Genomic DNA, 26874 nt, shown 5'->3' on the forward strand with positions numbered 1-26874 from the left:
AGAGCGACCATGAACGCCGCCCACCACTTGCCTGCCCTGCTCGCGGCCGGTGAAACCCGCCTGTCGGCCGAGCAGATATACCCGCGCCTGTTCGATGCCATTCTGGAACAGCGCCTGCCACCCGGCAGCCTGCTGCCCGAGGAGGCCCTGGGCCATGCCTTTGGTGTCAGCCGCACGGTGATCCGCCGCGTGCTCGGGCGCCTGTCCGACCAGCAAGTGGTGGTGCAGCGCCCCAGCCACACCGCACACCTGGCCGCGCCCGACCCAGACCAGGCACGCCAGGTACTCAGCGCCCGGCGCCTGGCCGAGACCACGCTGATTACCCTGGCCGCGCAACGCGCCCGGCCGGCGCAGGTTCGCCAACTGCGGCAACTGGTGGAGCGCGAGCGCCAGCACCATGAAAGTGGTGAACGCTGTTCGGCGATCCGCCTGGGCGGCGAGTTCCACCTGAAACTGGCGCAAGTGGCGGCCAACGCACCACTGGCACGCTTTCTCAATGGGCTGGTGCCGATGACCTCGCTGATCATCGCCCGCTACGAGTCGCCGTGCTGTGACCACTGCGCGTGGCAAGAACATGCAGCAATCATCGATGCCGTCGAGCAAGGTGATGCCGAGGCGGCCTTGGGGCTGATGCACAAACACCTCGACCGCCTGGAAGAAAAGCTCGTCCTGAAGTGATTACGCGGGTTCCTTTGGGAGCGCGTTGGGCAGGCGATTGGCGATGGGCTGCACGGCAGCAGCTCGCACCCCACCCTATACTGCGAGAACCACCCCAGCCTCTACCAGGGAGGCGGTCGCGTGAGCTCTCGAATGCTTTTGTTGCTGTGCCTTTCGCTGGCCCTCGGCGGTTGTGCCAGCAAGCGCCCACCTGCCCCGCCGCCACCTGCAGTACTCACCCCCGCTGCCTGGCAACGCATCGACCAGGAGTTGATCGATGCCTCGGTGGGCGCCGCCGGCTCGGCTAATGACTATGCCCGGCGCTCCATGCGGGTGTGGAAAGAACAGGTACAGCAACGTACCGAAAGCGACTTCATCCCCTGGTTCACTGGCTACTGGACCCAGCAGTGGCTCACCCTCAAGGTGGCCTGGTACAAGCTCGACAGTGGTGAGGGCCGGGAACCGGCAGAAAAGCGCCTGGCGCTGTACCTGCAGGAGCAGTACCACGCACGGGTGATCGAGCCGGTGGCCGAGCAGATCAACCCCGAGGGCATTCGCGACCGGGCCTGCGAGCTGTACCTGCAACTGCTCGGCCAGCAACTGCCGGCCATCATCAGCCGCTACAACGCGCCGCCCGAGCAGTTCAGCCAGCGCCTGAACCGTATTCCCGTCATCGCCCTGGGGCCACCGGATGCGCGCAATGCCAGCCTTTATCAGCTGCTGCGGGCCAAGTCGCTGGACCAGCAACCGGCATGGCAAGCCATGCGCCAGCACTTGCATCAGCAAGCCAGCAAAGGCCCCGGCAAGACCGATGTCGGGCTGAACTCGGTGGCCACCCAGGCAAGCGAAAAACTCGGCGCCACCCTGGCCCCACGCGGTATTGCCAGTGCCGTGGCATCGGCAGTGGGCAAGGTGGCAGGGGCGATGATTTCGATTGCAGCGGCCGGTTACGGGATGATGACCCATGACCGTGAACAACCACAGATGGTCGAGCAACTGCGGGTGATCCTCAACGTGGCGTTGAACCAGGAGTGGCAGGAGTTGATGGAGAACCGCCAGAGCGGGGCCATGGCGGGGGTGTACTACCTGTCGGGGCAGGTTGAGGACAGCTTGCTGGCCAGTGCGCCGCGACCGGTGGAACAACCGGTGCAGCAGGTGAAACAACAGCAGGCGCCATTGATCATTCGCCTGCCGCCGTAGCAGCCTTGTGCCGCGTAGAGGCCAGTACCCGCTAGATCAAGCTGTAGCCATGGCCGAGTTGGGCAACCCAAACACCCGATCAAACGCCCAGTTATAGGCAAAGGTGTAGCACGGCACCAGAATGATGAACGCCATGTCCACCAGCAGCGCTTCCAGCAACGTCATGTCCAGCCACCAGGCAATCAGCGGGATCAGGTACACCACCAGGGTCAACTGGAAGCCGATGGCGTGCGCCACCCGCCGCGCCACGCTGCGACCACGCTTGGCCTGGCGGCTCTCCCAATACTCGAACAGGCTGTTGTAGACCAGGTTCCAGAGCATGGCGATGGTGGTGATCATCACCGCCAGCGGCCCGGTGTGCGACGCCTGCGTGTCCGACAGGTAAGCCAGCCCTAGGGTCGACATGCACAGCCCGATGAGTTCATAGAACGTCACGTAGACCAGTTTGCGTTTCAGTCCCTGCACGCGGGATTACCTCCAATGAGAAAAGCGATGGGGGCGATCATGCTTCAATGCACTTGACATCAAAAGTAAGCAGCTGTCAGATCTACTGACAGGAGGCTGCCATGAATTTTTCCAGCGACAACATCCAGCTGTTTCTTGCCGTGCTCGACCGCGGTTCCTTTTCCGCCGCTGCGCGCGCGCTCAAACGCGTGCCGTCGGCCGTGAGCATGGCCATCGGCAACCTTGAGGCGGAACTTGGCTACAACCTATTCGAACGCGGTCCGCGTGAAGTTCGTCCAACTGCACAAGCTTTGGCCCTGGAGCCACACGCCAGGCTGATTGCCGAGCAATTGGGGCTGCTTCAGGTGCATGCCCTGGAGCTTTCCCAGGGGCTGGAGAGCAGCCTGACGCTGGCGGTGGCACCCGACATCGATCACCGCCCGTTGCTGGCGGCCATCGCCAACCTCGGCGAGCGCCACCCTCTGCTGGACATCGCCCTGCTGAGCGCCCCGCAGGAGGAAGCCCTGCAGTTGCTGGACAGCGGCCGCGCCGACCTCTGCGTGGCCTTTGCCGGCCTGCAGGTCGATGCCCGGCGCGGCTTCCAGCACATCGGCATGGAGACGCTGGTGGCTACGCTGTCACCGGCCCACCCGGCCTTGCGTGAGGGGCGTATCCACTACCTTGAGGACCTGACCCAAGTGCGTCAGATTCTGGTGCGCAGCCGCGACCTGCCACTGGCTGACCCTCGCCCGCTGATCGGCGCCACCCACTGGTTCACCGACAGCTTCGACCTGGCTTTGCAGATGGTGGAAACCGGCCTGGGCTGGGGCGACTTGCCGCTGTCGCGGGTCGCGCCGCTGCTGGCCAGCGGGCGCCTGGTACGCCTGGATTTTCGCAATACCCGCAACGAATTGCAGTTGCCGGTGCATATCCTGTGGCGCAAACAACAGCCGCTGCAGCAGGCCGCACGGCTGCTGATCGAGCAGTTGGCTGAGCAGTGACTGCCGTCTGTCGAAACGACCGTAAGAAATTTCTGTAAGCGCTTCAATCTTTTACCCCTTGAGCCGATATCTCGGTCGATAGGCCCCGCAGTGCGTCATGAGCGCGCTGCGCCCTCCCCTCATTGGCTCAAGGTCTCGAAACATGAACCTGAAATTTCGCCACAAGATCCTGCTCAGCGCCTGCGGCGTCGTGGTCCTGGCATTTGCCCTGTTCACGCTTTACAACGACTACCTGCAACGCAACACCATCCGCCAGAACATCGAAGCCTCGGTACAGCAGTCCGGTGCACTGACTGCCAGCAGCGTGCAGAACTGGATGAGCGGGCGCATCCTGGTGCTGGAAAACCTGGCCCAGGACATCGGCCAGCAAGGCGCCGGCGACACCCTGGCCGGGCTGATCGAGCAGCCGTCCTACACGCGTAATTTCCTGTTCACCTACCTGGGCCAGGCCAACGGCGTATTCACCCAGCGCCCGGATACCCAGATGCCCGCCGGTTACGACCCGCGCCAGCGCCCCTGGTATGGCGCCGCCGCCAGCGCCGGGCAAACCGTGCTGACCGCCCCATACCAGGGTGCGGTCGGTGGCCTGATGGTAACCATCGCCACCCCGGTGAAGAGCAAGAGCAATGGCGAACTGATCGGCGTGGTCGGCGGTGACGTGACCCTCGATACCCTGGTAGAAATCATCAACTCGGTCGACTTCGGTGGCATCGGTCACGCCTTCCTGGCCGACGCCAACGGCCAGGTGATCGTCAGCCCCAACAAAGACCAGGTGATGAAGAACCTCAAGGACATCTACCCAGGCAGCAACCTGCGGGTTGCCGCCGGCATGCAGGATGTCACCCTCAACGGCCAGGACCGCATCATTTCGTTCGCCCCGGTGAACGGCCTGCCGTCGGCGCAGTGGTACATCGGCCTGTCCATCGACAAGGACAAAGCCTACGCCGCGCTCAGCCAGTTCCGCACCTCGGCGATCATTGCCATGCTGATTGCCGTGGCCGCCATTGCCGGCCTGCTCGGCCTGCTGATCCCTGTGCTGATGAGCCCGCTGACCACCATGGGCCGCGCCATGCGTGACATCGCCGAAGGCGAAGGTGACCTTACCCGCCGCCTGGCCGTGCAGAACAAGGATGAGTTCGGCGAACTGGCCACCTCGTTCAACCGCTTTGTCGAGCGTATCCATGCCTCGATCAGCGAAGTGTCCTCGGCCACCCGCCTGGTGCATGACCTGTCGGAGAAAGTGGTCAGTGCGTCCAATGCGTCTATCAGCGGCTCTGAAGAACAGAGCATGCGCACCAACAGTGTGGCTGCGGCCATCAACGAACTGGGCGCAGCCACCCAGGAAATCGCCCGCAATGCCGCCGATGCTTCGCAACATGCCAGCGGTGCCAGCGAACAGGCGCACGGTGGCCGTGAAGTGGTTGAAGAAGCCATCAGCGCCATGACGGCCCTGTCGCAGCGCATCAGCGAGTCGTGCGCGCAGATCGAAACGCTCAACGCCAGCACCGACGAAATCGGCAAGATACTCGACGTGATCAAGGGCATCTCGCAGCAGACCAACCTGCTGGCGCTGAACGCCGCCATCGAAGCGGCCCGTGCCGGTGAAGCCGGCCGTGGTTTTGCCGTGGTGGCCGACGAAGTGCGTAACCTGGCGCACCGGACCCAGGAATCGGCGGAAGAAATCCACCGCATGATCACCAGCCTGCAGGTGGGCTCGCGCGAAGCGGTGCACACCATGAACACCAGCCAGGTTTCCAGCGAGCAGACCGTGCAGGTGGCCAACCAGGCCGGCGAACGCCTGGCCAGCGTGACCCAGCGTATTGGCGAAATCGATGGCATGAACCAGTCGGTGGCCACGGCTACTGAAGAGCAGACCGCCGTGGTCGAGAGCCTTAACCTGGACATTACCCAGATCAACGCCCTGAACCAGCAAGGGGTGGAGAACCTCAACGACACCCTGCGCCATTGCGATCAGCTGGCCCAGCAGGCCGGGCGCTTGAAACAGCTGGTAGGCAGCTTCAGGATCTAAATCGGAACACACCCTGTAGGAGCGGCCTTGTGTCGCGAAAGGGCCGCAGAGCGGCCCCGGCAATTTCTGCGGCTTAGCTGAAAGTCCGGGGCCGCAACGCGCCCCTTTCGCGACACAAGGCTGCTACTACAGGGGATCGCGTCAGCAGCAAATCATGCGTCAGCAGTGAGCGCCGCTTTAACGGCCCTACCCCGCCGCACCCACGCCAGCAACACCGCTGCCATCAGTACAAAGCCCAAATAACCGAAAAGCGGGTACACCTGGCCCACCAGGCTGATGAACCCCACCAGGCTGCAGCCGAACGCCACCACCCCGGTCACTACCGAGCCCCAACGGAACTTCGCCGTGCCTGCCGGCAACAGCCGCGAGAGGAACGAAAACAGCGTGCCCACTGCAGTGTTGACGATCATGCCGAAGATGATCAGGCACATCACCAGCCCCAGCAGCGGTGACACTTCGTTGGCAATCGACAGCATCGGCATGGGCAGGTCGGCCACACTGTCCAGCCGCGACAACAGCCCGGCACTCATCACCAGCATCAGGCCTCCCAGTGCCGCACCACCCAGCAGGCCACCCCATATTGCAGTTTTCTCGCCCTTGGCCGAACCGCCCAGAATGGCCAGGATCGGCGCACCGGCCACGATGTTGTACGACACATACAGGAACGCACCCAGCAGCCAGTGGCGGGTGCCGGCCTGTTGCTGGCTGGCCAGCTGGTCGAGCGCCGCGAAGCTCTGTTCACGGGTGAACACGGCGTACAAGGCAATTGCCGAGGCCACCAGAATCAGCAGCGGGGTAATGGCGCCAATCGCCAGGATCACCTTGCGCACGTCCAGGCACACGATGGCAACCACCACCAGCGTCACCAGTACACTGCCGGTCAGCGCCGGAATACCGAACTGCTGCTCCAGCAACGCACCACCGCCGGCCAGCATGACCACGGTGACCGCGAACATGAAAAAGGTGATCAGCCAGTCGACGAACAGGCCCAGGTGACGGCCACAGATGGCCTGGATTACGTCCTTGTGCGAAGTGGCCTGCTGGCGGTTGCCCAAGCCGGCCAAGGCCATGCCAAGGAAGGTGAACAAGGCGGCGCTGACCAACGCGCCAACCAGCCCCCACACGCCGAAATCGACAAAGAACAACAACAGTTCCCGCCCCGAAGCGAACCCCGCCCCCACGATCACGCCGACAAATGCGCCGGCAATCTTCAGCTGCTCTTGCATGTGAACCTCTGGATTTATTGTTGTTGTGTCATTGGCGCCGCCTATCTCTTGTTGGCGCAGCCTTGCGCTGCGCCTACAAAAGCGCTTTGTTCGGTCACAGGTCGCCGACGAACGCCTGCACTTCAATCTCTACATCCACCCCAAGCGCCAACGCCGAGGCTACGGTAGAACGCACCGGCAGCGCCGCGCCGAAGAATTCCTTGTACACCTCGTTGAAACCGGCGAAATGGCTCATGTCCGACAGCCAGACCGTGGCCTTGACCACCTGGTCGAAACGCGCCCCGCAAGCGGCCAGGCTTTCGGCAATGCGCTCGCAGGCTGCGCGGGTCTGGGCCTGGATATCACCGCGTACCACTTCACCGCTGGCGCTCATCGGCACCTGGCCAGAGAGGAACAGAAAGCCACCTGCCTTTACCGCGCGGGAGAAAGGGAACGGCAGGCTGCTGGGGAAACGCTGGATGTCATTGCTCATGGGGTACTCCTTCAAGGGTGTTGGAAACGGGCCGGGGACAGGCGCTCGGGCGCCACGCCCTGGCTGACAAGGCTAGGACACAAGGGCTGGCCAAGCAGCAGGTCGGCGGCCAGGCGCGAAGCGCCCGCTGCCGACTGGATGCCATAGCCACCTTGCGCCGCCAGCCAGAAAAACGCGGGAGCGTGTGCATCGAAACCGATCACCAGGTCGCCATCGGCAACGAACGAGCGCAACCCGGCCCAGGTGTGGCTGGGGCGGCGGATCGCCAAGGTGGTCATGGCTTCGATGTTGTAGATACCCAAGGCCACGTCGAGCTCCTCGGGCGCGGCGTCCTGCGGTTCGACCGGGTCGGCATTGGCAGGCGACCCAAGCAACTGGCCGGCATCAGGCTTGAAGTAGAAGCTTTCGTCGACGCCGATCACCGCTGGCCAGCGGGCGAAGTCCTGGTCCGCAGGGCCTGGGAAGGTAAAGGCGCTACGTCGGCACGGTTGCAGGCCGATGCGCGCCACACCGCACTGCTCGGCCACGCGGTCGGCCCAGGCACCTGCGGCATTGACCAGTTGGCGTGCCTGCACGCGGCTGCCATCAGCCAGTTCCACCTGCCACAGGCCGTCCAAGTACCAGGCCTGGATCAGCTCGGCGTTGCAGCGCAGCTCACCGCCGGCCGCGCGATAACCGCGCAAGAAGCCCTGGTGCAGGGCGTGCACATCCAGGTCCATCGCGCCCGGCTCAAGTACTGCGCCGGCCAGGGTTTCGCCACGCAGGCTGGGCACCAGGGCCAGGGCGGCGTCACGGTCCAGCAGGCTGACTTCGGTGCCATTGGCCAGGTTCTGCGCGTGGGTCTGCTCCAGCAGCGCGTGCTGCTCCAGGCTGGCCACATACAGGCAGCCACGCGGTTCCAGCAGCGGGTGCTCGCAGAAGCCCTGCGGCGGCGCTTCGTAAAAGGCCCGGCTGGCGCGGGTCAACGCCTGTATCTGTGGCGTGCCGTAGGCTTCCATGAACATGGCCGCCGAACGCCCGGTGGAATGGTAGCCAGGCTGTGACTCGCGTTCGAGCAACAGCACATGCTGCTGGCCGGCCAAGCGATAGCCCAGCGAGGCGCCGGCAATGCCGGCACCGATGATCAGGGTGTCGTAGGTCGGGGTCATGCACGCTCCTGTCAGGCAAATTATCATTTATGAGAATTCTAATATATGAGAATTTAGAAATGCGCAAGGGTCCAAGGTAAGATGCCCGACCAACGCCGTATACCGAGAACCCTGAATGCCCGCTGCCCTACCCCTGCTCGACCGCGCCGTAGTCGGTCAGCGCCTGCGCCAGGTGCGCAAGGCGCGCCAGATGACCCTAAAGCAATTGTCCGAAGCCAGTGGCGTGCCGGTATCCACCTTGTCGAAGATGGAACTGGCGCAGGTGTCGGTCAGCTATGAAAAGCTCGCCGCCGCAGCGCGGGCGTTGAATGTCGACATCGCCCAGTTGTTTCGCGCCAGCGGCACGGTCAGCGCCCCGGTGCCGGTGACCGTAGTGGTCGATTCATTGCCGGCGGCGGCGGGCTATTCGACCGGTACCTATGACTATCACCCGATTGCCGGTGACTTCCCCGAACGGCGCATGACACCGGCCTATGCCCGCATCATTGCCCGCGAACGCGGCCAGTTCGACGATTTTATCCGCCACCCAGGGCAAGAGTTCGCCCTGGTACTGAGCGGGCGTGTGCGCATCGAGTTCGAAACCGGAGAAGCGGTGAGCATCGGGCCGCAGGAGACCGCTTATTTTGACAGCCAGGTAGGGCACATCTACCTGTCGGAAAGCGATGACGGGGGTGATGCGCATGTCATGGTGGTGATGACCGATCGGTGATTGGGTGCACCCAGTTATAACCTAATAACGAACAAGTCTATTTGGCTATAAAAAAATCTATATGCTGGCTTGCATCCGATAACGGGCAAAGTTGGGCAGTCGAGTAGCGTATGGATGTAGGTTCTTTCGGTTTCACCATTGCTGGCCTGGTCGTGGGTTTCATCGTCGGTATGACCGGCGTCGGTGGCGGCTCGCTGATGACCCCGATCCTGTTGTGGTTTGGCATCAACCCGGCGACAGCAGTCGGCACCGACCTACTCTATGCGGCCATCACCAAGGCCAGTGGCGTCTGGGTGCATGCGCGCCAAAAGAACATCGACTGGAAGATCACCGGCCTGCTCAGCCTGGGCAGCGTGCCCGCTGCGGCGCTGACCTTGTGGTTCCTCAGCACCCTGCACACCGACACCTCGGCGCTAAATGCGATCATCAAGCAAGGCCTGGCGGTGGTGCTGATCCTCACTGCGCTGGCCATCCTGTTCAAATCGCGCCTGCAGGCCTTCGCCAGCCGCCATGCCGGTGACCACTACCACCTCAGTGACCGCAGCCTCAATATCCTCACTGTGCTGACCGGTGTGGTGCTGGGCGTGATGGTTACCCTCACGTCCATCGGTGCTGGCGCATTGGGCACCGTGGCGCTGTTCCTGCTTTACCCGTTCCTGGTCACCCGCCGGCTGGTCGGCACCGAAATTGCCCACGCCGTACCGTTGACACTGGTAGCAGGCCTGGGCCACGCGGGCATGGGCAACATGGACTGGTCGTTGCTGGGCTACCTGCTGTTGGGCTCGCTGCCGGGTATCTACCTGGGCAGCCACCTCACCGGACGCATCTCCGACCGCGTGCTGCGCCCGTGCCTGGCCGCCATGCTGTTACTGATCGGTTACAAGCTCGCGTTCTGAGCCTTAGCCCAGGCGCAGTCGCCACTGCCCGGTGAAACTCAACACCAGGCGTGACAGTGGCAGCACATCGATACGCTGACCAGCAGTCAACGGGCACCCTAGCAACTGCACCAGTACCGCGCGCATGACCATCGGGTGGGTCACCGCCAACCATTCACCCGGCCTGTCGAAGGCCGCCAGCCAGGCGGCCAGGCGCTGGCACAGCGCAGCGAACGACTCCCCACCATGCACCGCACTGGCCGGGTCGTGCAGCCATTCGGCCAACGCCTGCGGTTGCTCGGCTTGCAACTGTTTCAACGACAACCCTTGCCAGCGCCCCAGGTCGCAATCGGCCAATGCCGGCTCGATTTGCACCTGCCCCGACAACCACGCCGCCGTCTCGCAGGCTCGCCGTTCTGGCGCAGTCAGCACGCGCATGCCGGGCAGAAGAACGTCGGCTTTCTGGGTCAACGGCAAGATGCCATCATCTGCACAGTGCAGGCTTCCGGTTTTCTGAGCCTGGGTCAGGGCATGGCAGATAAAGGTAAGGCGAATGGCTTTCACCGGGGCTCTCTCGCAGCAGGCTGGGGCCAATGGTTTAGCATGCTGCGAGGCTTTTGGCTGCAACAATGTCGTCGACTGAACAAACGCGTACCCCTTGCAGGAGCGTTCAGTTCACAGCGAAGAAACCCCTTGCACCAATCCCCATACCGGCAGCGCCCCCACCAGCCCCACTGCCAGCCGCGGCCAGTACGGCAGTAGCATCACCAGCAACAAGCCCGCCAGCGACAGCACGCCGAACCAGGCCACCGGCCCCATGGCCCAGCCCCAGGCCTGGGCGCACAGCGTCAGGCTAGCCAGCAACGCCAACCAACCTGCACTGCGCAGGCCGATACGCAACACGCGTGGGCAGGTGCGATTCCACACCTGCTTGTAGTGCCGCTCCAGCCCTTGGCACAGCCCGAGCATGCCGGCGTAGGCGAACAGCACGCCGCCTATGACCCACATCGTCATGCCTCGGCCTCCATGCGCCGCCCCGCCCTGGCCTTCTGTGGCACCGGTTGCGCCTGCCGCACCCGCCAGGCCGCCAGCCCAAGCATTACCCCCAGCACCAGCGCACATGTCGCAACCCCCTGGCGCATCGAGTCTTCAAAGCCGCCAAACGCACCCAGGCCAATGCACAGCGTTGCCGCCAGCAGTAGTTGCTCGGCCCAGGCCCGGCGTGCCGGCCTGACGCCGGCATGCAACAGCGCCAGTAGCCAGATGCCAAAGAACGCACGCACCTCCCAGCTTTCCCGCTGTATCAGGTCAACCGGCAGCAACCGGCTGGCCCACAGCAGCCCTACGCACGCCAGCAACAGGCCGCTGATGAAGCCGACGTTGCACACCTCGGCCACCCGGTACCATCGTCGCGCCGAAGCATCGGCCGTGGTGCTGGTGTACTTGCGCCCGCGCTTCACGCAGAACAGCACCAGACCACTGGCGATCATCAGGCAGCTGACCAGCCCGCAAACGAAGTACAACCAACGCATCGGGTAACCGCCGAACTGGGCGAAGTGCAGGCCGACCATGACTCGCTGGGTCAAAGGCACCGCGCGCCACTGCGGCACGTCGCTGAGCAACTGCCCGCTGACGCCATCGAAGACCATCGCCTGCCCCTTGGCCAGGGCAATGCGGTTGCCCAACTCGGGGCGGATTTCGATACGCGCTGCCGCAGTGTTGGGGTTACGAATATTCAAGCCAGCAATCGGCCCCAAGCGCGCTTCGGCCTGGGCCAGCAACGGCACCACATCGACCAGCGGCGCTGGCTGCCTTGTCGCGCCACGGGGCTGTTCCAGGCGTGCATTGCCCTGGGCCTGGAAGTAGGCGCGCGTGTCGCCGGCGAACAATGTATCGACCCCGGCAGGGATATAGATGAGCATGAAAATCACCAGGCCGGTGTAGGTGATCATCAAGTGGAACGGCAGCAACAGCACAGCGCTGGCATTGTGAAAGTCCAGCCACGAACGCTGGCCCTTGTTTGGCCGGAAAGTGAAGAACTCCTTGAAGATCTTCTTGTGAATGACAATACCGGTGACCAACGCAGCAAGCATCACCAGCGCCAGCGCACCGACCACGAAGATGCCCCAGTTGCGTGGCAGGTCGAGGGTAAAGTGGAAGCGGAAGAAGAAGTTGCCGCCCACGCTGTCGCGCACCTCGATGGCCTCGCCAGTGCTCGGGTCAAGCTGCACGCCACCGCCGTGGCGCCGCTCACCGGTGGATACGCGCAACCCAGGCGATCGCTCGCTCGGCAGGCTGATACCCCAGTTGCCCGCCTGCGGCTCATGGGCCTGCAGGTAGGTGATGGCGCGCCGGGCGGCGTCGGCCTGGGACACCTGGGTGGCCGGGATTTCCGGCTGCATCCAGTGGTTGAGCTCCTTGTCGAACACCGCCAGGGTGCCGGTGACGAAGATGGCGAACAGCAGCCAGCCGAAGATCAGCCCGGCCCAGGTGTGCAGCCAGGCCATCGATTGGGTGAAGGTGTTCTTCATGCCAGCCACCCCAGCACTTGCGGCCAGAAGCCGATCAGGTTGAGGGGCACTGCCAGCGCCAGCGGCGCCCAGGCGCGCAGGGCATCACGGCAGGCAAACGCCCAGAGGATGGCGGCGGTGTAGAAGATGAAGGCCGGCAGTGTTGCGACGATGACCGCGTCGGTGGCGGACAGCGGCAGGGTACGAGCCAGGCACGCACTGGCGGCGTAGCTGAGGGCATAGCCGCCGAGCAGCGCGGCGCCGCTGCGGGAGAGGATTTGTAGCCAGGCGGGAAATTTAAACATTTGGCTTCCTGGAAAAACGTGTCCGCCGCGAATGGGCCGCAAAGCGGCCCGGGTCTCAGAAATTGATGTTCAGCGCAGCGAACACCGCCCTGCCCGGCTGGTTGTAAGTGTTTGCCCCCGAGCTGCTGGCATTGCCACCCCGCAGGATCTGCTTGTCGAACACGTTGTTCACCCCCACGCGCACGTCGTAGTTGGCGTTGAACTTGTACCCGGCACTCACGTCCACCAGGCCATAGGCCTCGACGTCCTGCTGTGCGGTCTTGTCGTAGTCTTGCTGGGTGCGGTAGTTGTAGGTCGGCGATTTCTGCTTGCCGAAATAGGTACCTGCCACCTGGAACGACAGCTGCTCGGTGGCACGCCAGTCGAGGGTGGTGTTGACGGTGTATTCCGGGATCACCGACAGCGGCTCGCCCGTCTCGCGGTTGTCGTTGTCGAGCATCCAGGTCAGGTTGGTGTTCCAGTCCAGGGTCGGGGTCAGCTCGATGAAGAGGTTGCCTTCGATACCTTCGACCCGCGCCTTGCCGGCGTTATCCCACTGGGTCACGCGACTGCCGGTACCGATGGTGTAAAGCACATCGGTATCACCGATGATTTTGTTCTTGTAGTCGTTGCGGAAGTAGGTGGCACTGGTGCGCCAGGTACCACGGTCGTACTGCAGGCCGATCTCCTTGTTGACGCTGATCTCGGGCTTGAGGTCGGCGTTGCCCTGCAGGTAGCAGCCACCGTTGTTGGTCTGCTGCACACTACAACCGTTACCGCGGCTGTACAGCAAGTAGTTGGGGTTGGATTGGTACAGGTTCGGAACCTTATAGGCACGGGCAATGCCGCCTTTTACCGACAGCGCTTCGGTCAGCTTGTGGGACAGGTTGAGGCTGGGGCTGAAGTTGTCGCCGAAGGTTTCGTGGTGGTCGAAGCGCAAGCCAGGGGTAATGGTGGTGTCGCCAACAATGATGTTGTCTTCGACGAACAGCGCATAGCTGCGTGCGGTCATCTTCGAGCTGCTGCGATCGAAGCCGACAAGCCCGCCATTGCTGGTGGGGTCGGAACTTTGCGGGCGCAACGAACCCTGGTCGTTGAGGGCTTCATACAGGTACTCGCCGCCCAAAGTGAGCACGTGCTCGGTGCTGCCCATGGCGAACGGCAGGTTAACTTCACTGCTCAGGCGCGTGTTGCGCAAGCGTGACATGGCTCCACCCTCGTCGCTTGGCGCACCTTCGGTGCGGCCTGCCAGGCCCTCGTTGAGCCGCCAGTTGCGCACGTACTCGTAGGCCAGCGTGGTCTTGCTGGTGCCCCAGGTGAAATCACCGAGGTGGGTCAGGTCGTAGGTGCTGCGCTGCATGACGTTGGTTTCGTGGCCGTACAGACTGGAGACGAAATCGACGTCGCCGCCGCCATTGCTGTTCATGGTGTCGCCGGCAAAAATGTTGCCCTGGCGGCTGTAACCGGCGCTGGCTTCGAGGCGATGCTCGTCGTTCAGTTTCCAGCTCAGCAGCCCGTTGATGTCCTTGTTGCGCACCCCTTCACGCCCCGCCACCAGTGCACTGGTGGCATGCCCGGCGTTGATGTCCAGGTCGTCGGCATCCGTCTTGGCCAGGCCGCCATACAGGCGGAAGCCGAGGTTATCGGTAAGCCCACCGCCGAGGTTGAAGTTGGCCCGGCGGCTGGCGCCTTCGGCGCTGTCTTCGGGCAGTTGGGTGTATAGGCTGACGCTGCCTTTCAGCTCGTCAGAAGGGCGCTTGGTGATGATGTTGACCACCCCGCCCATAGCGCCGGAGCCGTATCGTGCGGCGGCCGGGCCCCGCAGGATCTCGATGCGCTCGACCGCTTCGGCCGGCACCCAATTGGTTTCACCCCGGGTATCTCGGTCACCGTTCCAGCCATAGCGCACGGCGTTGCGCGCGCTGGACGGCTTGCCGTCGATGAGGATCAGGGTGTTTTCCGGGCCCATGCCGCGCAGGTCGATCTGGCGGTTGTTGCCGCGTGCGCCACTGGCGCTGTTGCCGGTCAGGTTGACGCCGGGCTCGCGGCGAATAATGTCGGACAGGTCATTGGCCGGCGGGTGGCGCTTGATGTCTTCGGCGGTGATGATCGACGTACCCAGGGCCTGTCGCGCTTCGCGCTCGGCAGTGATCAGGGTGTCCTGGATCACCAACGCATTGTCGGCAACCGGCACTTCCAGCACCTCACCCGCACGCTGCTCCTCGGCTTCTGCCGCGGTGGCCATCATGGCCGGCGACGCCAGCGCGACGAACGCCAGGGCCAGGCTGTTGGGTGAAGTTCTGCACTGCATGGGTACATCTCCTGCGATTCATGAGCAAAAAGGCACATCCCTGTCGGAAACCGGGAGCCCTCGCCCACCGGCCCCGCAAACACAGTTTGGCGGCCAACAGGGGTGGTAAATATAGGGAATCGCAAATGCGAGTAAATCTTATTTACGAACTTTACATGTTTGTAACGGAACTTTGCTGAACCGCGGAATAGAGCGCCGCTTTAGGCTCGCGGCGGACTCGGCAACGCCGAGCTCGCTATTTGTCACCGAGCCCTCTGGTGACCTTGGCGGGAAAAATAGCGCTACCATTTTCGGTCATTACTGAAAAAGTCTTCAATAGCAACCGCCTCACTATTGAATAGATTTTCAGTATGCCATAGGATCTCCGAGCCTAAACAAAAACAACATGAGGAGATGCGCATGCCGCAACTCAGAGATGCCGTCTATTGGCGTGGACGAAGCACCGACCTGGTGGTGGAGGCGCGTGCGTTCATCGCCGGTGCCTATGTGGGGGCCAGCGAAGGCGAGACGTTTGCTGTGTGCAGCCCGATTGATGGCCGCGAGCTGGCGCAGGTTGCGTTGTGCCGTGGGACTGACGTAGAACGCGCCGTGGCTGCCGCCCGCGGGGCATTCGAGCGCGGTGGCTGGGCCGACCTGGTACCACGCCAGCGCAAGGCCGTTCTGCTGCGCTGGGCTGCGTTGATGAGGGAGCACGCCGAGGAGCTGGCGCTGCTGGAAACCCTGGACACTGGCAAACCCATCGCCGATACCACGGCGGTGGATATTCCCAGTTCCATCTACTGCCTGGAATGGTTCGCCGAGCTGGTCGACAAGGTCACCGGCGAGGTGCCCGCCTGCGATCCGCAGTTCCTCGGCACCGTGACCCGCGAGCCGGTCGGCGTGGTGGCGGCAATAGTGCCCTGGAACTACCCGCTGCTGATGGCGACCTGGAAGTTCGCCCCAGCCCTGGCCGCCGGCAACAGCCTAATCCTCAAGCCTTCGGAGAAGAGCCCGCTGAGCGCCTTGCGCATTGCCGGCCTTGCCCGCGCGGCGGGTATTCCCGAGGGCGTTTTCAACGTGGTGCCGGGCGATGGCGAGACCGGTCGCCTGCTCAGCCTGCACCCGCAGATCGACTGCCTGGCCTTCACCGGCTCCGGCGCTGTTGGCCGGCAGATCAGCCGCAATGCGGCGGACAGCAATCTCAAGCGCGTCTGGCTGGAGCTGGGCGGCAAATCGGCGAACATCGTCATGGCCGACTGCCCGGACCTGCGCCGTGCGGCTGAGGCTGCCGCGGCTGCGGTGTTCAGCAACATGGGCCAGGTGTGCAGCGCAGGTTCGCGCCTGTTGGTGCAACGCCCTATCGCCGGGGCCTTCATCGCCGAACTGCTGGAGGCCGCGCGCGCCTACCTGCCCGGCGACCCGTTGGACCCGACCAGCGTCACCGGCAGCCTGATCGATGAAGCCCAGTACCAGCGTGTACGCCAATACATCGAGCTGGGCAAGCGTGAAGCGCGCCTGCTGCTGGGGGGCGAGGACTGCGCGGCGGTCCCCGGCGGCCACTATCTGCAACCGACCATCTTCGCCACTGACGCCACCTCGCGCATCGCCCGCGAAGAGGTCTTCGGGCCGGTGCTGAGCGTCATCGAATTCGATGGGCTGGACGACGCCATCGCTGTCGCCAATGCCAGCGAATACGGCCTGGCGGCGGCCTTCTGGTCGGCCGACCTCGGCGCCATCCGCCGTGCCTCGCGACGCCTGCGTGCCGGCACCGTGTGGGTGAACTGCTACGACGAGCTGCTCGACATGAACTTCCCGTTCGGTGGCTTCAAGGAGTCCGGCAATGGCCGGGACAACTCCGTGCACGCCCTGGACAAGTACAGCGAACTCAAGTCGACCATCATCCGCTGCTGAAGGTGCAATACCGTGATTGACAATCTTTCCCCCCTGTCGCGGCAGAGCTGGAGCCTGCCACTTCCCATCGAGTACGGCCCTGGCGCGCGGACCGCGCTGGTCGAGCTGTGCAAACGGCATGGCATTTCCCGGCCGTTGATCGTGACCGACCAGGGCTCGATGCGCCTGCCCTTCGTGGCCGAGCTGCAGGACTTGCTGAACGATGCGGGCCTGGCATGCGGGCTGTTCGGCGAGGTCGAGCCCAACCCCAGTGATCGCGCCGTGCTCAAAGGCGCCGCGGCGTTTCGCGAGTGGCGCGCCGACGGCATCATCGCCCTCGGTGGCGGTAGTGGCCTGGACGGCGGCAAGGCCGTGGCCCTGGTGGCCCGGCAGACACGTCTGCCGTTGTGGGCGTTCGATTTCGACAAGCCGGTACCCGAAGGCCTGGTCGCCAACGATTTCCCGCCGGTGATCTGCATCCCGACCACCGCCGGCACCGGTGCCGAGACCGAGAGCACGGCGATGCTTACCGACAGCGAGCGCGCTATCAAAGGCTGCGTCTGGCATCCGCTGGCGCGTCCCCAGGCGGTGATCCTCGACCCCGAACTGACCCTCAGCCTGCCGGCGCACCTGACGGCCTGGACCGGCCTGGATGCGGTCATCCATGCCCTGGAAGCCTACTTCGTGCCAACCTTCAATCCGCTCTGCGACGGCGCCGCGCTGCAGGCGCTGGAGCTGCTCTGGGGTTCCCTGGAGCAAGCTGTGGAACAGGGCGACGATCTCGAAGCACGCGGACGCATGCTGATCGGTTCGTGCCTGGCGGGCGTGGCCTTCCTCAAAGGGCTTGGCCTGGTCCATGCGCTCAGCCACATGGTCGGTGCCACCTACAACAGCCATCATGGTTTGACCAACGCCATGATTCTGCCCAGGGTGCTGCGCTTCAACCGCGCGGCCATCGAGCCGCGCCTGGGGCCGGTGTGTCGCGCCATGGGGTTGGCGGGCGAAGACTTCGAGAGCTTCCAACGGGCGATCTGTGCGTGCCTGGACCGCCTTGCCATCCCGGTTTCCCTGGCCTCGCTGGGCTTACGCAGCGATGACATTCCAGCCATTGCGCGCAAAGCCATGGGCGATCCGGCGCGGCAGACCAACCCGCGCCCAAGCAGTCTCGAAGACCTGGAAGCGCTGCTGCATCAAGCCCTGGAAGAGAAACGGGCCTAGTCGCGGGAAGCGACGACTTTGCTGTGCTCACAACAATATCAATAAAGGTACGAACCCCATGTCAGCTCCCAAGACTGCCTCCGCCAACGGACGGCTGAATCTGGAAACCCGTTCCATCGACTACGTGCCCCTCGCCGAGCGCCACGGCAAGGCTTGGCACCTGTGGCCAATCTGGTTCTGTGGCGAGGCGCACCTGACCACCCTGGCGGTAGGCATCATCGGCATCGGCCTGGGCGCCAACCTGATGTGGTCCGCCATCGCCATCTTCCTCGGGTGTGCGTTCGGCACCCTGTTCATGGCCGGGCACTCCACCCAGGGGCCACAGATGGGGCTGCCGCAACTGATCCAGTCGCGGCCGCAGTTCGGCTACTTGGGAGCGCTGTTGGTGTACGTGGTGGCCATCGTCACCTACGTTGGCTACAACGCCTTCAACCAACTGCTGGTGGGGCAGACCCTGCACGAGCTGTTCGACGCCCCGCAGGAGCCCTCGGCGATCCTCTTCTCGCTAGTGGCCATCGCCATGGCCATCGCCGGCTACAACACCTTCCACAAGGTGCAGCGCTGGCTGGCGTTCCTGCTGATCGGGGTCATGGCGGTGTTTACCGTCGGCCTGTGCGTCTACGTGAAACTGCCGCAGGAGCACTTGACCCTCAGCGGTTTCAAAGCCACGCCCTTCCTTGCGCAGTTTTTTGTTGCCGCCGCGTACCAGTTGAGCTGGGCGATCTATGTGTCGGACTACTCGCGCTACCTGCCGCCGAATGTCAGTGTCCGCTCATCGTTCTGGTGGACGTACCTGGGCGCGATGATCGGTGGCGTGTGGATGATGCTCCTCGGCGCGTTGGCCGCCGCCTTGAGTCCCGGCCAGAATCTCGCCAAGGGCTTGGTGCTGCTGGGCGACATGGTGTTCCACGGTTTCGGCGAGTTTGTCCTGATTCTCGCCGTGCTGAGCCTGGTGACCAGTGCCGCACAGAACTTCTACGGCGCGTCGATCACGCTCTTGAGCATCGTCGACACGGTGAAGCCCCAGACGTCGACCCTGCTCAAGCGTGTGCTATCGATGCTGGCAGTGGGCGGCGCGGCGATCTATATCGCGATGACCGCCTCCGACAACTTCGTAAAGGACTTCGGTGACTTCCTCGCAATCCTGCTGTACCTGTTCACGCCTTGGACGGCGATCAACCTGGTGGACTTCTACGTAGTGCGTCACGGCAAGTTCTCTATCCGGGAAATTTTCAAGCCCAAAGGCATCTATGGACGCTGGAACTTGCGGGGCATTGGTGCCTACCTGGTGGGCTTCGTGGTCATGCTGCCATTCTCCGCGACTGGGCTGTACACCGGTTACGTGGCGCGGCAACTGGACGGCGCCGACATCAGCATGCCGATCGGCCTTGCGGTATCGGCGCTCGCTTACTGGTGGCTGTGCCGCTCGCAAAACATTAAACAAGAGCTCAGTCAGGTCGGCCGCCTCGATCAGGACCTGGAAAACGGCGCAACAGCTTGAGGTTGAGCTTCGGCACCTGCACGCATCGGTAAATCTTGTTAGATTGGCGTCCCCGCCCGGTGCTCTGCATCGGGCGGGCTTGCCATTCCAGTGAGAGAAACGGATTCAGCCATGAGCGTGGACAGCCAGAACGATAAGCCCCGAAAGCGCAGGACCAGAGTCGATCCAGAGACACGGCGCAAGGCCATCGTCGAAGCGACCATGCGCTGCATCACGCGCTTCGGCCACGCCGGCACTACCATCGAACGCATCTGCGACGAGGCCGAGGTGTCGGTCGGGCTGATCGGTCATCATTTCTCCAGCAAGGACGAACTGATGCTCGCCACCTATCAGGAGCTCACCAACCAGTTGCGCGAGGAGACCCGCCGCTATCTGGAAACCAAGGGCAGTACGCCTGTGGAGCGTCTCACCGCGATCATCCGCTCCTCGTTCAGGGGCAGCATTTTCAATGAGTTCATCCTCACCACTTGGCTCGGCTTCTGGAGCGCGGCGGTGTCTTCCGAGCAACTGCGGGAGCTCAATCGCAAACTCTACGCGGACTACCGCAAGGAGCTTGAGGGGGTGTTCAAAGCCATCGCAGCCGAGCGAGACCTGGCGCTAGATGCCAAGGGCAGCGCGCTGATTATCACCGCTTTGATTGATGGCTTCTGGTTGGAGTGGGCACTGGACCATAGGGCTTTCAGCGCCCGCAAGGCAGAAAAGTGCTGTTTGCAGACGGCGCAGCTGTTGATTGGTGCGCAGCCCGTCTAAGAGCTGTGGGGGTTATCTGCCTGAGCATGTACCTGCTTTCACTTGCGACATCCGATTTGCATCCTGCGTAGGGGCTCCTACAGTTTCGAACGTACAACTCTGCCGAGAGCCCAGATGCGCAGCAATGAAGACAGCAGCCCCGCCAGGGGCCTGACGAAAATCCCTCGCAGTGTCTGGGCACTGGGCTTCGTGTCGATGTTCATGGACATCTCCTCGGAAATGATCCACGCCCTGTTGCCCTTGTACATGGTCAGTGTGCTTGGTGCTTCGGTAGTAGCTGTGGGCTTTATCGAAGGCATCGCCGAGGCGACTGCATCGATCACCAAGGTATTTTCCGGTGCTCTCAGCGACCGGCTGGGCAAACGCAAGCTGCTGACGGTACTCGGCTACGGCCTGGGTGCGCTGACCAAACCGGTATTTCCCATGGCCTCGGGGCTTGAGTGGCTGACGGCGGCACGCTTCGTCGACCGGGTCGGAAAAGGCATTCGTGGGGCGCCGCGCGATGCGCTGGTGGCCGATGTTACGCCAGCCGAGTTGCGTGGCGCGGCGTTCGGCCTGCGCCAGGCCCTCGACACCGTGGGCGCCTTCCTCGGACCGTTGTTGGCGATCGTATTGATGTGGCTGACCGCGAGCCATTTCCAGACCGTATTCTGGGTGGCGGTGATCCCTGCTTTCGTGGCGGTGTACATCCTCATCGCCTTCGTTCGCGAACCTGAAACGCCGGCCACGGGGCGGCCGGTACGCTCACCGTTGGCACTGCACGAACTGGGGCGCCTTGGGCCGCCCTATTGGCGCCTGATCGGCCTGGCCACGTTATTCACCCTCGCCCGCTTCAGCGAGGCATTCCTGCTGCTGCGTGCGCAAGACATGGGCCTGGCACCTTTGTGGGCGCCGGCGGTGCTGGTATTGATGGCACTGGCCTACTCACTGTCGGCCTACCCCGCCGGGGTGCTGTCGGACCGGGTGGGGCGCCGTGGCGTGCTGATGGTCGGGCTGGGTTTGCTGATCACTGCCGACCTGCTATTGGCCCTGCTGCCGGGCTGGGCCGGGTTGGCCCTTGGGGTAGCGGCCTGGGGCTTGCACCTGGGCTTCAGCCAAGGCATTTTCGCGGCCATGATCGCCGACAGTGCCCCGGCCAACCTGCGTGGTACCGCCTTCGGCCTGTTCAACCTGCTGACCGGTATGGCGCTGCTGGCGGCCAGCGTAGTAGCCGGGTTGTTGTGGGATGGTGTGGGGTTCCAGGCAACGTTCCTGGTCGGGGCGGGGTTTGCCGGCGCCACCCTGGCGGGACTGACGCTAATGAAGGTGACAGGATCATGATCACTACCACCGCCATGTCCATGACCGCCAGCCTCTGGTGGTGGGGCTGGCGGATACATGCTTGGATCGATCCGGGCTAGGCCATCGCTGCCTGCTGCTCCAGCAACGTCCAGCCGCCCTGCCCGTTCACCTCCAGCCGGTGGGTATGGAACCCTGCCAGCGTGCTGCGGTGGCCGACACTGACCAGCAATGCACCCGGCATTTCTGAGCGCAGCAGCGCATACAGGGCATGCTCGAGCCCCTCATCCATCGCTGAGGTGGACTCGTCGAGGAACACCACCTGCGGCCGGTTGAACAGCACCCTGGCGAACGCCAGGCGCTGCTGCTCACCCACCGAGAGGATGTGTGACCAGTCGCTGCTGACGTCCAGGCGTTCGGCCAGGTGGGCCAGGTTGACCTGGCGCAACGCCTGCTGCATTCGCGCCTCATCCTCGGGCTTGCCGGCTGCCGGGTAGGCAATGACGGTACGCAAATCACCTAGCGGCAGGTACGGGCGCTGCGACAGGAACAACGCCTGGTGACCCGTCGGCCGCCTGACTTCACCTTCGGCATACGGCCACAACCCTGCCAGGGCGCGCAGCAGCGTGGTCTTGCCACTGCCCGATGGCCCTTTGATCAACAGCGCCTGACCGGCATGCAAGCTCAAGTCCAGGTCGGCGATAAGGGCGTGTCCGTCCGGGCGTAGTACCTGCAGCCCCATGATCTGCAGCGCATGCGCCTGGTCTTCGGTAGTCACTCGCGGCAACCCACTTGCCTGCTCGTTAGCATCGAGAAAACCAGTCAGACGGTCGAGGGTAGCGCGATACTGGGCAAACGCATCGTACGACTCTCGGAAGAACGACAAAGAGTCCTGCACCTGGCCAAAGGCCTGGGACGTTTGCATGACATCGCCCAGCTTGATCGCACCACTGAAGAAGCGCGGCGCCTGGAGAATGAACGGGAACACCACGGCAACCTGGCTGACCCCCAGGTTGAAGCCACTGAACTTCAGGTTCCGGAACACCAATGCCCAGGCATTGACGATCAAGGCAGCAAAACGGCCCAGCAACGTGCCCCGCTCCACTTGCGCACCTTGATAGAAGGCAATGTTCTCTGCGTTCTCACGCAGGCGCATCAACGCGTAACGGAAGTTGGCGGTGAGTTTTTCGTTGAGGAAGTTCAGGCGGATCAGCGGGCGCCCGAGGCGGAAGGCGACCCAGGTGGCGACGATGACATACAGGTACACGGCAAACACCATCGCCCGAGGTATCTCCACCCCGGCCACTGTCAACGGTGCTGAGAGCCCCCAGAGGATACCGGTGAACGCCACCAGTGAAACCAGCGCACTGACCGCACCCAGGGCAAGGGTGACCGAGTTGGTGACGAAGGCATTGACGTCCAGTTCGATACGCTGGTCGGGGTTGTCCACCGGCTCGGCGAGGAACTGGCCACGGTAGTAGGCATCGCCCTGCATCCAGTCGTGGGTCAGGCGCTCGGTCAACCAGACCCGCCACTTGATGCTGAATGCCTGGCTTACATAGAAGGTAAACAACGAGCGCAGCACGTGGATGGTGGCCAGTACCGCGAAGACCCCGAGCAGGTACCAGAAAGCGGCTTGGTCGAGGCCCTGCAGGGCGCTGTAGAAGCCGTTGTACCAGAATGAAAACAGCACATTGAGCCGAACCGAGAACAGCGTCAGTACCAGCAGAAGGGCAAACACCAGCAACGGTCGCCAACTGCGCCTGAAACTGAAATAGGGCCCGGCGAGCTGCCAGAACTGGCTACCCCAGCGCGTGCAACGCACAGCCAGTGCTGCGGCTGCAGTGAAGCAGACAAGGGTGATGAACGAGGCGATCGCCAGCCAGCTCAGGCTCTCTTGCAGGGCCTGGTGCCAGTTCATTTCCATGGTAGGTATCCGTGATGAGTATTTCCGCGAGCGTAGCATTGTCCCGCGATACGTCAGGCATAGATGACGCACATTTCATGAACTGTAGAAGCGACAATGTGTGGGGCTTGGATTTCAAGCCACAAAGACAAAACCCCTACCTGCATGCGCAGATAGGGGTTTTGCGAAATGAATCTTGACGATGACCTACTCTCACATGGGGAAACCCCACACTACCATCGGCGATGCATCGTTTCACTGCTGAGTTCGGGATGGGATCAGGTGGTTCCAATGCTCTATGGTCGTCAAGAAATTCTGTAGCCAGAATGTCCAGATGGACAGCCCAGCGAATTCGGATATGTGATTGTGTGGTTCGTTGCGAACTTTCGGTTCGTATCATCTTCACCACCGCAATTTGGCTGACGCGCAAATTGCTTGGGTGTTATATGGTCAAGCCTCACGGGCAATTAGTATTGGTTAGCTCAACGCCTCACAGCGCTTACACACCCAACCTATCAACGTCGTAGTCTTCGACGGCCCTTTAGGGGATTCAAGATCCCAGTGAGATCTCATCTTGAGGCAAGTTTCCCGCTTAGATGCTTTCAGCGGTTATCTCTTCCGAACATAGCTACCCGGCAATGCCACTGGCGTGACAACCGGAACACCAGAGGTTCGTCCACTCCGGTCCTCTCGTACTAGGAGCAGCCCCTCTCAAATCTCAAACGTCCACGGCAGATAGGGACCGAACTGTCTCACGACGTTCTAAACCCAGCTCGCGTACCACTTTAAATGGCGAACAGCCATACCCTTGGGACCGGCTTCAGCCCCAGGATGTGATGAGCCGACATCGAGGTGCCAAACACCGCCGTCGATATGAACTCTTGGGCGGTATCAGCCTGTTATCCCCGGAGTACCTTTTATCCGTTGAGCGATGGCCCTTCCATACAGAACCACCGGATCACTAAGACCTACTTTCGTACCTGCTCGACGTGTGTGTCTCGCAGTCAAGCGCGCTTTTGCCTTTATACTCTACGACCGATTTCCGACCGGTCTGAGCGCACCTTCGTACTCCTCCGTTACTCTTTGGGAGGAGACCGCCCCAGTCAAACTACCCACCATACACTGTCCTCGATCCGGATAACGGACCTGAGTTAGAACCTCAAAGTTGCCAGGGTGGTATTTCAAGGATGGCTCCATGAGAACTGGCGTCCCCACTTCAAAGCCTCCCACCTATCCTACACAAGCAAATTCAAAGTCCAGTGCAAAGCTATAGTAAAGGTTCACGGGGTCTTTCCGTCTAGCCGCGGATACACTGCATCTTCACAGCGATTTCAATTTCACTGAGTCTCGGGTGGAGACAGCGCCGCCATCGTTACGCCATTCGTGCAGGTCGGAACTTACCCGACAAGGAATTTCGCTACCTTAGGACCGTTATAGTTACGGCCGCCGTTTACCGGGGCTTCGATCAAGAGCTTCGCTTGCGCTAACCCCATCAATTAACCTTCCGGCACCGGGCAGGCGTCACACCCTATACGTCCACTTTCGTGTTTGCAGAGTGCTGTGTTTTTAATAAACAGTCGCAGCGGCCTGGTATCTTCGACCGGCATGGGCTTACGGAGCAAGTCCTTGACCCTCGCCGGCGCACCTTCTCCCGAAGTTACGGTGCCATTTTGCCTAGTTCCTTCACCCGAGTTCTCTCAAGCGCCTTGGTATTCTCTACCTAACCACCTGTGTCGGTTTGGGGTACGGTTCCCAGTTATCTGAAGCTTAGGAGCTTTTCTTGGAAGCATGGTATCAACCACTTCGTCGCCTAAAGGCAACTCGTCATCAGCTCTCGGCCTTAGAATCCCGGATTTGCCTAAGATTCCAGCCTACCACCTTAAACCTGGACAACCAACGCCAGGCTGGCCTAACCTTCTCCGTCCCTCCATCGCAATAACTGGAAGTACAGGAATATTAACCTGTTTTCCATCGACTACGCTTTTCAGCCTCGCCTTAGGGACCGACTAACCCTGCGTCGATTAACGTTGCGCAGGAAACCTTGGTCTTTCGGCGTGCGAGTTTTTCACTCGCATTGTCGTTACTCATGTCAGCATTCGCACTTCTGATACCTCCAGCAAGCTTCTCAACTCACCTTCACAGGCTTACAGAACGCTCCTCTACCGCATCACCAAAAGGTGATACCCGTAGCTTCGGTGCATGGTTTGAGCCCCGTTACATCTTCCGCGCAGGCCGACTCGACTAGTGAGCTATTACGCTTTCTTTAAAGGGTGGCTGCTTCTAAGCCAACCTCCTAGCTGTCTAAGCCTTCCCACATCGTTTCCCACTTAACCATGACTTTGGGACCTTAGCTGACGGTCTGGGTTGTTTCCCTTTTCACGACGGACGTTAGCACCCGCCGTGTGTCTCCCATGCTCGGCACTTGTAGGTATTCGGAGTTTGCATCGGTTTGGTAAGTCGGGATGACCCCCTAGCCGAAACAGTGCTCTACCCCCTACAGTGATACATGAGGCGCTACCTAAATAGCTTTCGAGGAGAACCAGCTATCTCCGAGCTTGATTAGCCTTTCACTCCGATCCACAGGTCATCCGCTAACTTTTCAACGGTAGTCGGTTCGGTCCTCCAGTCAGTGTTACCTAACCTTCAACCTGCCCATGGATAGATCGCCCGGTTTCGGGTCTATACCCAGCGACTAAACGCCCTATTAAGACTCGCTTTCGCTACGCCTCCCCTATTCGGTTAAGCTCGCCACTGAATATAAGTCGCTGACCCATTATACAAAAGGTACGCAGTCACCTAACAAAGTAGGCTCCCACTGCTTGTACGCATACGGTTTCAGGTTCTATTTCACTCCCCTCTCCGGGGTTCTTTTCGCCTTTCCCTCACGGTACTGGTTCACTATCGGTCAGTCAGTAGTATTTAGCCTTGGAGGATGGTCCCCCCATATTCAGACAAAGTTTCTCGTGCTCCGTCCTACTCGATTTCATTGATAAGAGATTTTCGTGTACGGGGCTATCACCCACTATGGCCGCACTTTCCAGAGCGTTCCACTAATCTCAAACCAACTTAAGGGCTGGTCCCCGTTCGCTCGCCACTACTAAGGGAATCTCGGTTGATTTCTTTTCCTCAGGGTACTTAGATGTTTCAGTTCCCCTGGTTCGCCTCTTGCACCTATGTATTCAGTACAAGATAACCAGCTTATGCTGGCTGGGTTCCCCCATTCAGAGATCTCTGGATCACAGTCTGCTTGCCGACTCCCCAAAGCTTATCGCAGGCTACCACGTCTTTCATCGCCTCTGACTGCCAAGGCATCCACCGTATGCGCTTCTTCACTTGACCATATAACCCCAAGCAATCTGGTTATACTGTGAAGACGACATTCGCCGAAAATTCGCACGTCGCTCTTTCGAGCAGAACTCACAAATTTTACCTTAGCCTGATTAACCAGCAGTGAAACTGGCCATCAGTCTATTTCTATCACATATC

21 protein-coding genes and 2 rRNA genes are annotated in these 26874 nt (G+C 61.8%); 11 read left to right on the top strand and 12 right to left on the bottom strand.

Going from position 1 to position 26874, the window contains the following annotated elements:
- Window positions 1-9: 9 nt before the first annotated feature.
- Together Q9451_RS21045 and Q9451_RS21050 are read left to right on the top strand one after the other, a co-directional pair.
- Window positions 10-678, top strand: a complete 669-nt coding sequence (locus tag Q9451_RS21045) for a GntR family transcriptional regulator (RefSeq protein ID WP_012271544.1) — start codon at window positions 10-12, stop codon at window positions 676-678.
- 120 nt (window positions 679-798) lie between these two features.
- Complete coding sequence (locus tag Q9451_RS21050; RefSeq protein WP_041166450.1) at window positions 799-1857, top strand: hypothetical protein; 1059 nt, start codon at window positions 799-801, stop codon at window positions 1855-1857.
- A gap of 36 nt (window positions 1858-1893) precedes the next feature.
- On the opposite strand, the gene Q9451_RS21055 is transcribed toward Q9451_RS21050, so the two are convergent.
- On the bottom strand, window positions 1894-2322 hold the full coding sequence (locus tag Q9451_RS21055; RefSeq protein ID WP_012271542.1) for a PACE efflux transporter: 429 nt from the start codon (window positions 2320-2322) through the stop codon (window positions 1894-1896).
- A gap of 101 nt (window positions 2323-2423) precedes the next feature.
- On the opposite strand from Q9451_RS21055, the gene Q9451_RS21060 reads away from it, so the two are divergent.
- Both Q9451_RS21060 and mcpA read left to right on the top strand, forming a co-directional pair.
- Entirely contained in the window at window positions 2424-3302 is an 879-nt protein-coding gene (locus tag Q9451_RS21060) for a LysR family transcriptional regulator (protein WP_012271541.1), read from the top strand.
- A gap of 142 nt (window positions 3303-3444) precedes the next feature.
- Window positions 3445-5331 (top strand): methyl-accepting chemotaxis protein McpA, encoded by a 1887-nt coding sequence (gene mcpA / locus Q9451_RS21065; RefSeq protein WP_012271540.1) that lies wholly within the window; start codon window positions 3445-3447, stop codon window positions 5329-5331.
- 152 nt (window positions 5332-5483) lie between these two features.
- Here the strand turns inward: mcpA and Q9451_RS21070 are convergent, their stop codons facing one another.
- The 3 genes from Q9451_RS21070 to Q9451_RS21080 form a co-directional block, all read right to left on the bottom strand.
- Window positions 5484-6557, bottom strand: a complete 1074-nt coding sequence (locus Q9451_RS21070) for a membrane protein (protein ID WP_012271539.1) — start codon at window positions 6555-6557, stop codon at window positions 5484-5486.
- A 94-nt stretch (window positions 6558-6651) separates the two neighbouring features.
- Window positions 6652-7029 (bottom strand): RidA family protein, encoded by a 378-nt coding sequence (locus Q9451_RS21075; RefSeq protein WP_012271538.1) that lies wholly within the window; start codon window positions 7027-7029, stop codon window positions 6652-6654.
- 11 nt (window positions 7030-7040) lie between these two features.
- Window positions 7041-8177 carry an FAD-dependent oxidoreductase gene (locus Q9451_RS21080; protein ID WP_012271537.1) on the bottom strand — a complete coding sequence of 379 codons (1137 nt, stop codon included), beginning with the start codon at window positions 8175-8177 and terminating at the stop codon, window positions 7041-7043.
- Between the two features lie 115 nt (window positions 8178-8292).
- Between Q9451_RS21080 and Q9451_RS21085 the strand changes: the two genes are divergently transcribed.
- Both Q9451_RS21085 and Q9451_RS21090 read left to right on the top strand, forming a co-directional pair.
- On the top strand, window positions 8293-8886 hold the full coding sequence (locus Q9451_RS21085) for an XRE family transcriptional regulator (protein ID WP_012271536.1): 594 nt from the start codon (window positions 8293-8295) through the stop codon (window positions 8884-8886).
- A gap of 110 nt (window positions 8887-8996) precedes the next feature.
- Complete coding sequence (locus tag Q9451_RS21090) at window positions 8997-9782, top strand: sulfite exporter TauE/SafE family protein (protein ID WP_012271535.1); 786 nt, start codon at window positions 8997-8999, stop codon at window positions 9780-9782.
- A gap of 3 nt (window positions 9783-9785) precedes the next feature.
- Here the strand turns inward: Q9451_RS21090 and Q9451_RS21095 are convergent, their stop codons facing one another.
- The 5 genes from Q9451_RS21095 to Q9451_RS21115 all read right to left on the bottom strand — a co-directional run bounded on the left by Q9451_RS21095 (window position 9786) and on the right by Q9451_RS21115 (window position 14866).
- On the bottom strand, window positions 9786-10325 hold the full coding sequence (locus Q9451_RS21095; RefSeq protein WP_012271534.1) for a histidine phosphatase family protein: 540 nt from the start codon (window positions 10323-10325) through the stop codon (window positions 9786-9788).
- A gap of 111 nt (window positions 10326-10436) precedes the next feature.
- On the bottom strand, window positions 10437-10775 hold the full coding sequence (locus Q9451_RS21100; RefSeq protein WP_041166449.1) for a DUF3325 domain-containing protein: 339 nt from the start codon (window positions 10773-10775) through the stop codon (window positions 10437-10439).
- A complete protein-coding gene (locus Q9451_RS21105) occupies window positions 10772-12292 on the bottom strand; it encodes a PepSY-associated TM helix domain-containing protein (RefSeq protein WP_012271532.1) in 1521 nt (506 codons plus the stop codon). Before Q9451_RS21105 ends, Q9451_RS21100 begins: the two co-directional genes overlap by 4 nt.
- Window positions 12289-12576 (bottom strand): hypothetical protein, encoded by a 288-nt coding sequence (locus Q9451_RS21110; RefSeq protein ID WP_012271531.1) that lies wholly within the window; start codon window positions 12574-12576, stop codon window positions 12289-12291. The genes Q9451_RS21105 and Q9451_RS21110 overlap by 4 nt, the downstream gene beginning before the upstream one ends.
- 55 nt (window positions 12577-12631) lie before the next feature.
- Window positions 12632-14866, bottom strand: a complete 2235-nt coding sequence (locus tag Q9451_RS21115; protein ID WP_012271530.1) for a TonB-dependent siderophore receptor — start codon at window positions 14864-14866, stop codon at window positions 12632-12634.
- Window positions 14867-15265: 399 nt separating this feature from the next.
- Here Q9451_RS21115 and Q9451_RS21120 point away from each other — a divergent pair, with 399 nt between their 5' ends.
- From Q9451_RS21120 to Q9451_RS21140, 5 genes are all read left to right on the top strand, one after another.
- A complete protein-coding gene (locus tag Q9451_RS21120; RefSeq protein WP_012271529.1) occupies window positions 15266-16756 on the top strand; it encodes an aldehyde dehydrogenase in 1491 nt (496 codons plus the stop codon).
- 12 nt (window positions 16757-16768) lie between these two features.
- A complete protein-coding gene (locus tag Q9451_RS21125) occupies window positions 16769-17953 on the top strand; it encodes an iron-containing alcohol dehydrogenase (RefSeq protein WP_012271528.1) in 1185 nt (394 codons plus the stop codon).
- A 58-nt stretch (window positions 17954-18011) separates the two neighbouring features.
- The gene (locus tag Q9451_RS21130; RefSeq protein ID WP_012271527.1) at window positions 18012-19454 is read left to right on the top strand and encodes a cytosine permease; all 1443 of its coding nucleotides are present in this window, start codon (window positions 18012-18014) and stop codon (window positions 19452-19454) included.
- 111 nt (window positions 19455-19565) lie between these two features.
- Window positions 19566-20204: a transcriptional regulator BetI gene (betI, locus tag Q9451_RS21135; protein ID WP_012271526.1), complete on the top strand. Its 639-nt coding sequence runs from the start codon at window positions 19566-19568 to the stop codon at window positions 20202-20204.
- 114 nt (window positions 20205-20318) lie between these two features.
- Window positions 20319-21524, top strand: coding sequence for an MFS transporter (locus Q9451_RS21140; protein ID WP_012271525.1), 1206 nt, complete (start codon window positions 20319-20321; stop codon window positions 21522-21524).
- A 76-nt stretch (window positions 21525-21600) separates the two neighbouring features.
- Here Q9451_RS21140 and Q9451_RS21145 read toward each other — a convergent pair whose 3' ends face one another.
- The 3 genes from Q9451_RS21145 to Q9451_RS21155 all read right to left on the bottom strand — a co-directional run bounded on the left by Q9451_RS21145 (window position 21601) and on the right by Q9451_RS21155 (window position 26727).
- On the bottom strand, window positions 21601-23409 hold the full coding sequence (locus Q9451_RS21145) for an ABC transporter ATP-binding protein/permease (protein ID WP_071984324.1): 1809 nt from the start codon (window positions 23407-23409) through the stop codon (window positions 21601-21603).
- 173 nt (window positions 23410-23582) lie between these two features.
- Window positions 23583-23698, bottom strand: a 5S ribosomal RNA gene (gene rrf, locus Q9451_RS21150).
- 136 nt (window positions 23699-23834) lie between these two features.
- Window positions 23835-26727: ribosomal RNA gene (locus tag Q9451_RS21155) — 23S ribosomal RNA — on the bottom strand.
- Window positions 26728-26874: the final 147 nt, after the last annotated feature.

It is taken from the genome of Pseudomonas sp. NY8896, from assembly GCF_039634505.1.